The sequence below is a fragment of the Paucimonas lemoignei genome, from assembly GCF_004342585.1.
Lineage (GTDB): Bacteria > Pseudomonadota > Gammaproteobacteria > Burkholderiales > Burkholderiaceae_D > Paucimonas > Paucimonas lemoignei.
The window spans coordinates 226,305-239,475 of sequence record NZ_SLZQ01000004.1 but is presented as its reverse complement, the minus strand read 5'-3'; the positions used below and the strand labels follow the sequence as shown (position 1 = coordinate 239,475).

The following is a 13,171-nucleotide window of genomic DNA, read 5'->3' as shown; positions in this document are numbered from 1 at the left end:
ACATGAATTACAGGCATAAACAGGCCGGCGGCACTTTTCTCGGGCTGATCCTCGGGCTCATCATCGGCCTGGGCATCGCAGTCGGCGTAGCGATCACCATCAATAAAACGCCGATCCCGTTTGTCGATCGTGGCTTCAAGCCCAAGGATACCGGCGAAGGCGCCCAGATGCCCGACCTGAACAAATCCTTGTACGGCAACCGTGAGCCGGCCCGCCAGGCGGCCAAGGAATTCCAGAAGGACCCCGCGCCGGCAGCGACGGAACCGGCTGCGACCGGCCCGGTCGTCAGCGTGCCGGAAAATACGGCAGCGCCGGTTACGCCGGTCAAGGCGGCAAGCGACAAGGCCAAGCCGGCTGATGCCGTTGCCAAGGATGGCACCGGCAAGGACGCGGCAGGCGAAGAAAAGTGGATGTATTATCTGCAAGCCGGCGCTTTCCGCGAACAGACGGATGCGGAAAATGCCAAGGCTAAACTGGCTCTGCTGGGTGTGGAGAGCAGCATCAATGAGCGCAACGGCGACACCGGTACCCTGTATCGCGTCCGTGTCGGTCCGTTCGGCCAGGTTGATGCCATGAACAAGGTGCGCTCGAAGCTATCCGACAATGGCGTCGATGTCGCTGTCGTGCGCATTCAGAAATAACTTTTTCAGAAGGATTTATATGCGTCTTCTTTCTCGTATTTTTCTGGCAGTCGGTTTTTCCCTGTTGGCGGCAAGCGCGAGCGCCACGCCCGACAATCCGCAAAACGGCAAGGATTACCTGACGCTCGACAAGCCACAGCAAACCGAAAACACCGGCAAGGTCGAAGTCCTCGAATTCTTCTGGTACAACTGCCCGCACTGCAATGTGCTCGACCCCGTGCTGCACGACTGGGTAAAGAAGCAGGGCGACAAGATCAGCTTCAAGCGCGTGCCGGTGGCGTTCCGCGATTCCTTCGTGCCGCAGCAGCGCCTGTACTATGCGCTGGAAGCCATGGGCAAGGCTGATGAAATGCAGCCGAAGATCCTGCGTGCCATCCACGTCGAGCGCCAGCAGCTCGACACCGAAGCGCAGATCGTCGACTTCATCTCCAAGCAAGGAATCGATAAGCAGAAATTCCTCGACCTCTATAATTCCTTCGGCGTGGATTCCAAGGTCAAGCGCGTGCCACAACTGCAGCAGGCTTTCCAGATCAATGGTGTGCCGACTCTGGCAATCGATGGCCGCTACGTGACTTCGCCGTCGATCATTTCCGAAGGCAATGGCCGCATGCCGGAACCGGCATTGCATGCCGCCACGATGAAAGTCATGGATTGGCTGATTGCGAAGTCCGCCAAGCCGGCTGCCAAGAAATAAGGAAATAAGGAGGGCGGCGAGGCCGCCACGACTTTACCGGTCCGCCGCTCGCAAGACGGCGGACTTTTTATTTTCAGGAGTGAGATTCATGCAGCGAGTTTTCATCACGGGCGCTTCCAGCGGGATTGGCGCGGCCCTGGCGCGGCGTTATGCCGAGAGCGGCGCCATCCTCGGGCTGGTGGCGCGCCGCGCCGAAACCTTGCGTGAACTGGCGGCCAGTTTGCCGAACCCGGCGCGGCATCGCTGCTATTCGTTGGATGTGACGGATCACGCTTCCCTGGCGGCGGCGGCTGCCGATTTCATCGCGGCGACGGGAGGCGCGGATGTCGTGATCGCCAATGCCGGTATTTCGCAGGGTACCCTGACGGAATTTTCCGAAGACTTGCCGGTGTTCGAGCGCATTATCGCCACCAATTTGACGGCCACGGTGGCGACCTTTGCACCGTTTATCGCAACGATGAAACAGCAGGCGGCGCAAGGGCATGCCTGTCGCCTGGTCGGTATCGGCAGTGTCGCCGGTATCCGTGGGCTGCCCGGCGCCGGTGCCTACAGCGCGTCAAAGGCGGCGGTGATCAGCTATTGCGAATCGCTGCGGGTGGAATTGCGCGATAGCGGCATCCGCGTGGTGACGATCGCGCCGGGTTACATCGATACGCCGATGACGCGCATTAATCCCTATCCCATGCCTTTCCTGCTGCCGGCTGAGAAATTCGCGGCGCGAGCGCAGCAAGCCATCGCGGCCGGCGTCAGCTATCGGGTCATTCCATGGCAGATGGGAGTGGTGGCGAAACTCATGCGGCTGTTGCCGAATGCAGTGTTTGATGCCTTGAGCGCGCGGGCGGGGCGCAAGCCGCGCCAGTTGCCGGAGCAGGCGGGCGAGCCGCCGCTGGCGTCTTAATCCTTGGCGCGGTGCATGCGCAGCAGCATGCGAATGAATTCGCGGGCGATGGCGCGGTGATGCTCATCCAGACGCTGCAGGTCGGCGATCAATTTGACATCGTTGGAATCGAAGCGCTCGCCTGCTTCGCCGGTGGCGCCGGCAAGCCGCTGTTCCTGCTGGCCGCTGCCGAATCGCAGCCATTCCGCTTGCACGCCCAGCCATTGCGCGAGCGTGCGCAATTTTTCCTGAGTAGGAATGGCTTCGCCGACCAGCCATTTACGGGCAGCATGGACGGTAATCGGGCGTCCTGAAAAGCGGATGTTGAACTCTCGCGCTAGTTGGGTAGGACTATCGGGAGAATAGTCAGCGTTACGCAATGCTTGTTGCAAGCGTTCACTGAAATCCTCACGTTCAATTGATGCTTTCATGACCGCGCACTATTTCCTGTCAAAAATAAGACAGCCGGGCTTTCACTAGCCGACGCTCGATTTTCCCAGCTGATTTGTATCAATGTCTATTTGACAGACATTTGATCTATTCAATAATTCCTGTAATGCAGATTTTGCGCAAAAAATAATTACTGGCTGAAAGCTATACCCGAATGCGCGAAGAAGCATCGACAGAACGCCGAATGGCTTTCGCTATGCAAAAACCACCTTCATGAATAATTGATATCTAGTAAGCAAGTGTAAGCCAAATTGATTGGGATGTCAGTTGGAAAGTCGGTTACATTTGATGCGGAAATAGCCGTTGCACCTTAATACTAGGCGAATTACCAGTAGCCTGTGTAAGGTAGCAACGGTTAAAGAAAGTCACTATGTTTAGTTTAGGCGGTTACAAAGCGAATCACGCCATCGTTTCCGGTCAGGCGACGCACCCGACCCGCATACCAAAGTTGATGCAGATGGGCCAGCGCTTCTCCTAAGGCAAAGCTCAACTGATGGGAATCGAGCGGCCGCGGGAACATGACTGGCAGGATATCCGCCGCCGAGCGCGGCTCCGCGCAGGCTTCCCATACTTCTCCAAGGCGCGCCGCATGGTGTTCGCATAATTGCCGGATACGCACATGCAAACCGCGGAATGGCTTGCCATGGGATGGCAGCACCAGGGTATCCGCCGCCAGGTCGGCATATTTGCCCAAGGAGTCGACGTAGAGCTGGACCGGGTTGCCTTCGGGTTCAATGGCAAATACAGAGACATTGGTGGAAATGCGCGGCAACACCATGTCGCCGGAGATCAGCACGTTGAGGCTGTCGCAGTGCAGCGCTACATGTTCCGGCGAGTGGCCGAAGCCGGTAATGACCCGCCAGGTATGCGCGCCGATGCGCAATTGCTGGCCATCCTGCAAGCGTACGAAGGCATGCGGCAAGGCCGGCACCAGCGATGAATAGTAATGCCGGCGGCCTTCCAGCTGTTCGAGACGGGAAGCGTCCAGCAAGCCATGGCGCTGGAAATGCGGAAACATCGAGGCGCCGTCGGCACCCGGCAAGTCAGCCGACATCATGCGGGCAAAGGCATACTCGCCGGCGCTCATCCATAGCAGCGCTTGCCAGCGCTGGCAGAGCCAGTCAGCCAGGCCGACGTGGTCGGGATGGCAATGCGTGCCGATGACGCGCAAGATCGGCAAGCCGCGCAATTGCGTGGCAAAGATGCTTTCCCAGGCTTCGCGCGTGGCATCGCTGGCGATGCCGCAATCGATGACGGTCCAGCCCTTGCGCGGGCCGTCATCGCCATCGATCTGGTCTTCCAGCAGCCACAGGTTGATATGGTTGAGCGCAAACGGCAGGCCCATTCGCAGCCAGAGAATGCCAGGCGCGACCTCGATCACGGCGCCCGGTGCGGGCAGGGTTTCGCCAAACGGATAGTCCAACTGAGATTCAAGCGGATTCATGAAGAATATTCGATGTGGGTAAAAGGAGTGGCCGGCGTGTGGATGCTGATTGCAATTTTGGTAATGCAATGCGCAACAATTTTCGCCCCGGCACGGTCGTTCTGAAATTTTAAGCGCATTTGCTTTGCCGTGCCGGCAAGCAGCAAAGTCTTCCGGCAAACGCGCAGTAGCCCAGCAGAATTGGTTAAACTAGCAGTCCCGATCTTCTTGCAAAGAGCGAGATGCAACCCGATTTCCCCAAACTGCTGTCGTCGCAAATCGCCTTCGATATCGCGCGCACGATTCTGGATGGCTTCGACAAGCATTACCGCCTGTTTCGCCAGATCAGCCAGCAAGCCAAAGTCCTCTTTGAACAAGGCGACTGGCCCAGTGCGCAGCGCAATGCGCGCGAGCGCATTTCCTTTTACGACAAGCGCGTGCAGGAATGCGTTCAGATCCTGGAAGATGAATATGCCGAAGAAGATTTGTCCGATGATGTCTGGCGCGAGGTTAAGCTGCATTACATCGGGCTGCTGATCAACCATAAGCAGCCGGAACTGGCCGAGACCTTTTTCAATTCGGTGTGCTGCAATATTTTGCACCGCGCGTATTTCAACAACGATTTCATTTTCGTGCGCCCGGCGGTATCCACCGAATACATCGAGCCGGTGCAGGGCGTGCCGACTTACCGCGTGTATTATCCGGGGCGCGAAGGCATGCGCAATGTCTGGCAGCGCATCATCACCAATTTCCAGCTGGAGGCAGAATTCGTCGACCTCGACCGCGATATCGGTTACGTCGAGCGCTGCATCGAACAGATTTTCGGCCGCATCCATGGCGAAGCGAATCACCAGATCCAGGTACTGTCGAGCCTGTTTTACCGCAACAAGGGCGCCTACATCGTAGGCAAGGGCATCAATGGCTATCGTACCTATCCCTTCGTGATCCCGATCCTGCAAAACCGCAAGGGCAAGCTGCTGCTCGATACCATCATCGTCGATCCGGCCCTGATCACGGTATTGTTTTCCTTCACCCGCGCCTATTTCATGGTCGACATGGAAGTGCCGTCGGCGTACGTGCACTTTTTACGCAGTATCATGCCGAACAAGCCGAAGAGCGAGATCTATACGATTCTCGGTTTGCAAAAACTCGGCAAGGCGCTGTTTTACCGCGATTACCTGCATCACCTCAGTCATTCCTCGGATTGTTTCCAGGCCTCGCCCGGCATCCGCGGCTTGGTCATGGCGGTGTTCGAATTGCCATCCTTCCCGTATGTCTTCAAGGTGATCAAGGATTCCTTCCCGCCGCCTAAGGAAACGACGCCGGCGCTGGTGGCGGAGAAATACCTGCTGGTGAAACACCACGACCGCGTCGGCCGCATGGCCGATACCCTGGAGTTTTCTTACGTGGCTTTTCCGCGCCATCGCTTCGACAAGGACTTGCTGGCGGAATTGAAGGCCACCGCGCCGTCGATGGTCGAGGAAGAGCGCGACCAGATCGTCATTCGCCACCTGTATATTGAGCGGCGCATGGTGCCGCTCAATATCTGGCTGACCGAGGCGGAAGAACGCGGCGACGACGAAGCGCTCGAGCATGGCATACGCGAATACGGCAATGCCATCAAGGACCTGGTGGCGGCGAATATCTTCCCCGGCGATATGCTGTACAAGAATTTCGGCGTGACCAAGCATGGCCGCGTGGTGTTTTATGATTACGATGAAATCGAATACATCACTGATTGCAATTTCCGCGCGATTCCTGCGCCGCGCAACGAGGAAGATGAAATGTCGGCCGAGCCCTGGTACCCGATCGCGAAAAACGATGTGTTTCCGGAACAGTTCGATATTTTCTTGCTCGGCAATCCGAAGGTGCGCAAGTATTTCATGAGATACCATGCCGATTTGCTAACGCCGCAATACTGGGAAAGCCGGAAACAGCGGATAATGCAAGGCTATATTGAAGACATATTTCCCTATCCGGCCGAGATACGCTTTTGCAACCAGATGTGCCCGCCGGTGCCATCCACGCAAGCGGCGTGAGCGGTTTTTGAGGGGAATGCCGGCACGCTGTCGTGCGTCCGGCCGGATGCTGAGCGGTTTTTATTACTATCAATTGGAGAGACCAATATGCAAGATCCAGTCGTTATCGTCGGCGCTGCCCGTACTCCCATGGGCGCCTTCCAGGGTGATTTTTCTTCGCTGTCGGCCAATGAACTCGGTGCCGTCGCCATTCGCGCCGCCGTCGAGCGCGCCGGCCTCGCGCCGGAGCAGGTGCAGGACGTCATCATGGGCAATTGCCTGATGGCCGGCCAGGGCCAGGCGCCGGCACGCCAGGCCATGATCAAGGCTGGTTTGCCGGTTTCCACCGGCGCCGTCACGCTGTCGAAAATGTGCGGCGCGGCCATGCAAGCCACCATGTACGGCCACGATTCCATCCTCGCCGGCACCAACGAGATCGTCGTCACCGGCGGCATGGAATCCATGACCAATGCACCGTACCTGGTCACAAAGGCACGCGGCGGCTTCCGCATCGGCCATGGCACGATTTACGACCACATGATGCTCGACGGCCTGGAAGATGCGTACGAAGCCGGCCGCTCGATGGGCACCTTCGGCGAGGAATGCGCCGCCAAGTATGGCTTCACCCGCGAAGACCAGGATGCCTTCGCGATCGAGTCGGTCAAGCGCGCCCAGGCCGCCACCGCCAACGGCTGGTTCAATAACGAAATCGCCCCGGTGACCGTCAAGGGACGCGGCGGCGAGACCGTCATCGACAAGGATGAAGGCCCGCTGAAAGCCAAGCTCGACAAGATCCCGACCTTGAAGCCGGCCTTCAAGAAGGATGGCACCATCACTGCCGCGTCGTCGTCGTCGATCAACGACGGCGCCGCCGCGCTCGTGCTGATGCGCCAGTCGACTGCGCAAAAGCTCGGCTTGAAGCCGATCGCCCGCATCCTCGGCCATGCCCGTCATTCGCAAGCGCCGGAATGGTTCACCACCGCGCCGGTGGGCGCCATCGCCAAGCTCTACAGCAAGGTGGGCTGGAGCACCGCGGAAGTCGACCTGTTCGAGATCAACGAAGCCTTTGCCGCCGTGCCGATGGCTGCGATGAAGGAGCACAACATCCCGCACGAGAAGGTCAATATCCATGGCGGCGCCTGCGCCCTCGGTCACCCGATCGGCGCTTCCGGCGCGCGCATCATCGTATCCCTGATCGGCGCCTTGCAGCGCACCGGCGGCAAGCGCGGCGTCGCTTCGCTGTGCATCGGCGGCGGTGAAGGCACCGCCATGGCGATCGAAATGCTGTAATTGCCATTGATTCGGGCCTCCCTTTCTCTTGATCGGGAAGGGGAGGTCTGGCGAAAGGAGACGATATGCCTACTGCATTAGTGATTGGCGCGTCGCGCGGCATCGGCCGGGAATTTACCCGGCAATTGCTGCAAGGCGGCTGGAGCGTCTGGGCCACCGCGCGCGACGATGCAAGCCTGGCGCAATTGCAGAGCGACGGGGCAAAGACCCTGAAGCTCGACGTCACCAAGACCGAGTCGATTGCCACATTGGGCTGGCAACTCGATGGCGAACAACTGGACCTGGCGCTGTTCGTGGCCGGTGTTTACGGGCCGGACCAGGGCGCCGATTCCGCGCCGACGCAAGCAGCCTTCGACCAGGTCATGCATGCCAATGTGTTGGGTGCCATGCAATTGATTCCGACCGTCGTGCCGATGGTCAAAGCGGGCGGCAAGTGTGTGTTCCTGTCCAGCCGCATGGGTAGCATCGACGATGCATCGTCAAGCCAGGGCTGGGTGTACCGCGTTTCCAAGGCAGCGCTCAACATGGCGGTCAAGGCGGCGTCCTGCCAATACCGCCATGCGACTTTCGCGGTGCTGCATCCGGGATGGGTGCAAACCGATATGGGCGGGCCGAATGCCTTGATCTCGCCCGAGAAAAGCGTGGCGGGCATGCTTAACGTGATTGCCAAGCTCAAGCCGGAGGAAAGCGGCAGCTTCCGCAATTTTGATGGCACGCCGCTGCCCTGGTAGGCAAGCGGTCTCATTTCATACAAGAAGAATCCCACAACATGAGCAAACCGATCGATTTCTATTTCGATTTTTCCTCGCCTTATGGCTATTTCGCTTCCACCTGCATCGACGAGTTGGCGGCGAAATACGGGCGCACGGTCAAGTGGCATCCGGTATTGCTGGGTGCGATTTTCAAAACCACGGGCGCCGCGCCTTTGCCGACCGTGCCGCTCAAGGGCGAATATTCGCTGCACGACTTCGAGCGGACCGCGCGATTCTATGGCATCCATTACCGCAAGCCGGCGGAATTTCCCCTGTCGACGCAGGCGGCGGCGCGCGCCATGCTGTGGATTCGCCAGCATGATGGCGAAGAGAAAGCGGTGGCGTTTGCCAAGGCGGTCTACCATGCTTACTTTGTCGATGGCTTGCGCATCGATCGCCCGGAAGTCCTCGCGCAGATTGCCTTCGACCTTGGTATCGATGCAGCCAGAATGATCGAGGGCAGCAATGACCCGGCCATCAAGGACGAGTTCAAGGAACAAGTTGACGCGGCAATGAAGCGTGGCGTGTTCGGCTCGCCCTTCATCATCGTCGACCATGAATCCTTCTGGGGCTTCGACCGTTTCGCGCAACTCGAAGCCTTGTTAAAAGACGGGAAGATTTGAGGAAGGCTGAACGAAGCCATGGCGCGCACCAGTGAATCCGGCAAGTGTCCCTGCGGTGGCGGCGAGTATGCGACATGCTGCGGGCGCTTTCTCGACCAGGGACAAATCGCGCAGACCGCCGAGCAATTGATGCGCTCGCGCTATACCGCTTACACCTTGGGCAATGAAGCATACGTGCGCGCCACCTGGTACCCGCGCACGCTGCCGGACGGCGTGCTGGTATCGAACGAGCCTGGCATGAAATGGCTGGGATTGGACGTGCGCCGCCATGTTCCATCAGGCGACGAGGCGACGGTGGAATTCGTCGCCCGCTACAAGGTGGGCGGACGGGCGCACCGCATGCACGAGATCAGCCGCTTCCTCCGCGAGGATGGCCGCTGGTATTACGTCGATGGCAGTTTTCCCAACGACGCCTGAGGCTGGCATGGCATATCGCACAGTGGACATCGAGCATGGTGGCGGCAGCCTGGCGACGGTATGGCTGAATCGTCCGGGACATGGCAATGCCATCGATGCCACGATGCTCGATGAATTGTCCGCCGTGTTCGGCGAACTCAATATCGCGCCATCGTTGCGTGCCATCGTGCTGGCCGCGCGTGGACCGGTATTTTGTGCCGGCGTCGCGTCGGATGAAAATCCTGGGCATGTTACCAATCCCGGCCGGCCGGAGGCGGCGGCGATAGCGGCATTGCTCGATACCATTCATGCCTGCCGTGTGCCGGTCGTGGCGAGTGTGCAGGGCGATTGCCATGGCGTGGGAATGGCGCTTGTTGCCGCCTGCGATATCGTGCTGGCGGCAGGCCAGGCCAGCTTCAGCATGCATGACGCAAGCGAGCCTGCGGAGGCCATGCTTTCCTGGCTGGCCCGAACGATGCCGGCGCGCGCGGTGCAGCGTTATTTTTTAACCGGCGAGCGCTTTTCCGCCTTCGACGCCAGGCAACTCGGCCTCGTGCATGAGGTGGTGGCGGCGGATGCGCTGGACGAACGCCTGCAAATCATGGTCGGCGCGCTGTTGCGAACAGAGCCGCAAGCGCTGGCCCGGCGCCGGCAGTTATTACGCCAGTTGGCATCGCGCCAGCCGGATCAGGCAGTTTGACGGAGTCAAATTTTGAAACAGAATCAGCAAGCGGAATGGATGGCGCGGAGCTTGAAAAGCGTCTGGCATCCCTGCACGCAAATGCAACACCATGAAACCGTGCCGCTCATCCCCGTGGAACGCGGCCAGGGCGCCTGGCTGTACGATGCCGATGGCCGGCGTTACATGGATGCCATCAGCTCGTGGTGGGTGAATCTTTTCGGCCATGCCAATCCGCGCATCAATGCCGCCCTGAAGGATCAGCTCGACAAGCTCGAACACGCCATGCTGGCGGGCTTCACTCACGAGCCGGTGATCCGCCTGTCGGAAAAGTTGGCCGAGTTGACCGGTCAGGCGCTGGGACATTGCTTTTACGCTTCCGACGGCGCATCCGCAGTCGAGATCGCCTTGAAGATGAGCGCGCATGCCTGGCGCAATGCCGGGCAGTCGGACAAGCGCGAATTCGTGTGCTTGAAAAACAGTTATCACGGCGAGACGCTCGGCGCCCTGGCGGTGACGGATGTGCCGCTATTTCGCGAAGCCTACGGCAGCCTGCTGCGGAATGTGCATGTCGTTGCCAGCCCCGATGCGCGCCTGGCGCAGGAAGGCGAAACGGCGGCGGATGTCGCGCTGCGCGCCGCCGGCGAACTGGAGCGCTTGCTGCAGGAACGCTCGCAATACATCGCTGCCGTGATCGTCGAGCCGCTGGTGCAATGCGCCACCGGCATGGCCATGCATGATCCGGCTTACCTGAAACAGGTACGAGCACTGTGCGATCGCTATGGCGTGCACCTGATTGCCGACGAGATTGCCGTCGGCAATGGCCGTACCGGCACGTATTTCGCCTGCGAACAAGCCGGCATCTGGCCGGATTTTCTCACCCTCTCCAAGGGCATCAGCGGCGGTTATCTGCCGCTGTCGCTGGTGATGACGACCGACACGGTGTACCAGGCCTTTTACGACCGCGATGTCACGCGCGGCTTTTTGCATTCGCACTCGTTTACCGGCAACCCGCTGGCTTGCCGTGCGGCGCTGGCGACGCTGGAAATTTTCGAGGAAGGCGATGTACTGAAGCGCAACCGCGCCAAGGCGGCGCGCCTGTCCGAGGCGCTGGCGCCGTTGGCAGCACACCCGCAGGTACGCCACTTCCGCCAACGCGGCATGATCTGGGCGTTCGATGCCGCGATCCAGAATCCCGAGCATGCCGGGACATTCTCGCGCCGCTACTTCACGACTGCGCTCGAACATGAATTGCTGCTGCGCCCGATCGGCACGACCGTCTATCTCATGCCGCCATATATCCTCGATGACGAGGAACTGCAGTTGCTCGCCGAGCGCACGCGCACCGTCTTTGACAAGGTGATCGCGCCATGAAGCTGCTGGACGACTTGGAGCTGGGCTTGCAGCAATTGCGCGAGCAAAGCCTGCAGCGCCGCCGCCGCACCGCCGACACCGCCTGCGCGCCGCGCGTCGCCGTCGATGGCCGCGACATGCTGGCATTTTGCAGCAACGATTACCTGGGCCTGGCGGCGCATCCGGAAGTGGTCGAAGCGCTGCGCGAAGGTGCCCGCCTGTACGGCGCCGGCAGTGGCGCCTCGCACCTGGTCAGCGGCCACAGCCGCGCCCATGCGCAACTGGAAGACAAGCTGGCGCACTTCATGGCGCTGCATCTGGAACGGCCGCGCGCGGTGTATTTCTGCACCGGTTACATGGCGAATCTGGCGCTGCTGTCAGCGCTTGGCGGCGCCGATGCCGTAATCTTTTCCGAGGGCTTGAATCATGCCTCGCTGATCGATGGCTGCCGTCTGGCGCGCGCGCAGGTGCAGGTGTATCCGCACGGCGATGTGGCGGCGCTGGAAAACCTGCTTGCCGCAAGCGGTGCCAAGACCAAGCTGGTGGTGACCGATAGCGTCTTCAGCATGGATGGCGATATCGCCCCGCTGCCGCAATTGCTGGCGCTTTGCGAGCGCCATGACGCCTGGCTCGTGGTTGATGACGCCCATGGTTTCGGCGTGCTGGGCGAGCACGGTCGCGGCGCCCTGGAACATTTCAAGCTGCGTTCTCCCAACCTGGTCTACATGGGCACGCTGGGCAAGGCTGCCGGCGTCGGCGGCGCCTTCGTGGCGGCGCATGAGACGGTAGTCGAATGGCTGGTGCAGCGTGCCCGGCCCTACATCTACACCACGGCCGCCGCGCCGGCGCTGGCGCATGCCTTGCTGACCAGCGTGGATATCATCGCCGGCCCGGAAGGCCTGGCACGCCGCGCTCACCTGCAAGCCTTGATCGGCCGGTTCGATGCGACGCTTAAACTCAAACGCTGGCAACGGCTGCCATCGATTACGGCGATCCAGCCGGTGGTGATCGGCCCGAATCAGGAAGCCTTGGATGTCGCCGCCGCATTGCATGAGCAAGGCTTGTGGGTGCCGGCGATCCGTCCGCCCACCGTGCCGGCGAACACCGCGCGATTGCGCGTGACGGTGTCGGCTTCGCACACTGCAGAACAAGTGGATCAACTGGCCCAAGCCCTTAACAACCTGGAGACATGACATGACTGCATCCTGCGCATACTTCGTCACCGGTACCGATACCGATATCGGCAAGACCCTGGTTTCCGCCACCATGCTGCACGTGCTGGCGGAAAATGGCATCCGTGCCGCCGGCATGAAGCCGGTCGCCGCCGGCGCCGTGCAGCGGGATGGCGCCTGGCATAACACCGATGCCGATGCCATTGCCGCCGCTGCCTCGGTGTCCTTGCCGCCAGAACTGGCGACTCCCTATTTGCTGCGCGAGCCGGCTTCGCCGCATATCGCCGCCGCCCTGGAAAACGTCGAAATCGACCCGCAGCGCATCTTGGCCTGCTATGATCGCGTAGCCGGCATGGCGGATGCCGTGGTTGTCGAAGGCGTCGGCGGTTTCCGCGTGCCCCTGACCGATAATTACGATACTGCCGATCTGGCGCAACAGCTTGGATTGCCGGTGATTATGGTCGTCGGGCTGCGCCTGGGCTGCATCAACCATGCCTTGCTGACTGCCGAAGCCATCGCGGCACGCGGCTTGAAGCTGGTGGGCTGGATCGGCAACGTGGTGGACCTGGGGATGCAGCATGGCATCGCCAATGTCGAATCGCTGAGTGCGCGCCTGGAGGCGCCGCTGTTGGGCTGCATTCCACGCCTGCCGTCGGCGTTGCCGGCGGCTGCTGCGAGTCATTTGGATTTCTCGGTATTGCCCGGCTGGCCGGTGCAGCGCGCGCCGCGCTCTGCCTGACCGTGATTGTGAAAGTATTTATTTAACCCGGGGCTGTAGCCTGCATTGCCTAGGCTACAGCCGC

General features: G+C 60.3%; 14 protein-coding genes. 12 read left to right on the top strand and 2 right to left on the bottom strand.

The features are described from left to right. Positions 1 to 2 precede the first annotated feature (2 nt). The 3 genes from EDC30_RS08445 (at position 3) to EDC30_RS08435 (ending at position 2,233) form a co-directional block, all read left to right on the top strand. The gene (locus EDC30_RS08445; RefSeq protein ID WP_132258383.1) at positions 3 to 641 is read left to right on the top strand and encodes an SPOR domain-containing protein; all 639 of its coding nucleotides are present in this window, start codon (positions 3 to 5) and stop codon (positions 639 to 641) included. Between the two features lie 19 nt (positions 642 to 660). After that, a complete protein-coding gene (locus tag EDC30_RS08440; protein ID WP_132258382.1) occupies positions 661 to 1,335 on the top strand; it encodes a thiol:disulfide interchange protein DsbA/DsbL in 675 nt (224 codons plus the stop codon). A gap of 88 nt (positions 1,336 to 1,423) precedes the next feature. Further along, on the top strand, positions 1,424 to 2,233 hold the full coding sequence (locus EDC30_RS08435) for an SDR family oxidoreductase (RefSeq protein WP_132258381.1): 810 nt from the start codon (positions 1,424 to 1,426) through the stop codon (positions 2,231 to 2,233). Here the strand turns inward: EDC30_RS08435 and EDC30_RS08430 are convergent. After that, entirely contained in the window at positions 2,230 to 2,643 is a 414-nt protein-coding gene (locus EDC30_RS08430) for a hypothetical protein (RefSeq protein WP_132258380.1), read from the bottom strand. The two genes, EDC30_RS08435 and EDC30_RS08430, sit on opposite strands and share 4 nt — an antisense overlap. A gap of 398 nt (positions 2,644 to 3,041) precedes the next feature. Next, on the bottom strand, positions 3,042 to 4,106 hold the full coding sequence (locus tag EDC30_RS08425) for an MBL fold metallo-hydrolase (protein WP_132258379.1): 1,065 nt from the start codon (positions 4,104 to 4,106) through the stop codon (positions 3,042 to 3,044). 221 nt (positions 4,107 to 4,327) lie between these two features. Between EDC30_RS08425 and aceK the strand changes: the two genes are divergently transcribed. The 9 genes from aceK (at position 4,328) to bioD (ending at position 13,107) form a co-directional block, all read left to right on the top strand. Further along, positions 4,328 to 6,124: a bifunctional isocitrate dehydrogenase kinase/phosphatase gene (gene aceK, locus EDC30_RS08415; protein ID WP_132258377.1), complete on the top strand. Its 1,797-nt coding sequence runs from the start codon at positions 4,328 to 4,330 to the stop codon at positions 6,122 to 6,124. A gap of 87 nt (positions 6,125 to 6,211) precedes the next feature. Further along, a complete protein-coding gene (locus tag EDC30_RS08410; protein ID WP_132258376.1) occupies positions 6,212 to 7,393 on the top strand; it encodes an acetyl-CoA C-acetyltransferase in 1,182 nt (393 codons plus the stop codon). A gap of 65 nt (positions 7,394 to 7,458) precedes the next feature. After that, a complete protein-coding gene (locus EDC30_RS08405; protein ID WP_132258375.1) occupies positions 7,459 to 8,124 on the top strand; it encodes an SDR family oxidoreductase in 666 nt (221 codons plus the stop codon). Between the two features lie 38 nt (positions 8,125 to 8,162). After that, positions 8,163 to 8,768 carry a 2-hydroxychromene-2-carboxylate isomerase gene (locus tag EDC30_RS08400; protein WP_132258374.1) on the top strand — a complete coding sequence of 202 codons (606 nt, stop codon included), beginning with the start codon at positions 8,163 to 8,165 and terminating at the stop codon, positions 8,766 to 8,768. Positions 8,769 to 8,786: 18 nt separating this feature from the next. After that, the gene (locus tag EDC30_RS08395) at positions 8,787 to 9,185 is read left to right on the top strand and encodes a YchJ family protein (protein WP_132258373.1); all 399 of its coding nucleotides are present in this window, start codon (positions 8,787 to 8,789) and stop codon (positions 9,183 to 9,185) included. 7 nt (positions 9,186 to 9,192) lie between these two features. Further along, positions 9,193 to 9,864, top strand: a complete 672-nt coding sequence (locus tag EDC30_RS08390) for an enoyl-CoA hydratase-related protein (RefSeq protein WP_165973768.1) — start codon at positions 9,193 to 9,195, stop codon at positions 9,862 to 9,864. Positions 9,865 to 9,876: 12 nt separating this feature from the next. Next, the gene (gene bioA, locus EDC30_RS08385; protein ID WP_132258371.1) at positions 9,877 to 11,217 is read left to right on the top strand and encodes an adenosylmethionine--8-amino-7-oxononanoate transaminase; all 1,341 of its coding nucleotides are present in this window, start codon (positions 9,877 to 9,879) and stop codon (positions 11,215 to 11,217) included. Next, positions 11,214 to 12,389, top strand: a complete 1,176-nt coding sequence (gene bioF / locus EDC30_RS08380) for an 8-amino-7-oxononanoate synthase (protein ID WP_132258370.1) — start codon at positions 11,214 to 11,216, stop codon at positions 12,387 to 12,389. Before bioA ends, bioF begins: the two co-directional genes overlap by 4 nt. A 1-nt stretch (position 12,390) precedes the next feature. Next, positions 12,391 to 13,107 carry a dethiobiotin synthase gene (bioD, locus tag EDC30_RS08375; protein WP_132258369.1) on the top strand — a complete coding sequence of 239 codons (717 nt, stop codon included), beginning with the start codon at positions 12,391 to 12,393 and terminating at the stop codon, positions 13,105 to 13,107. Positions 13,108 to 13,171: the final 64 nt, after the last annotated feature.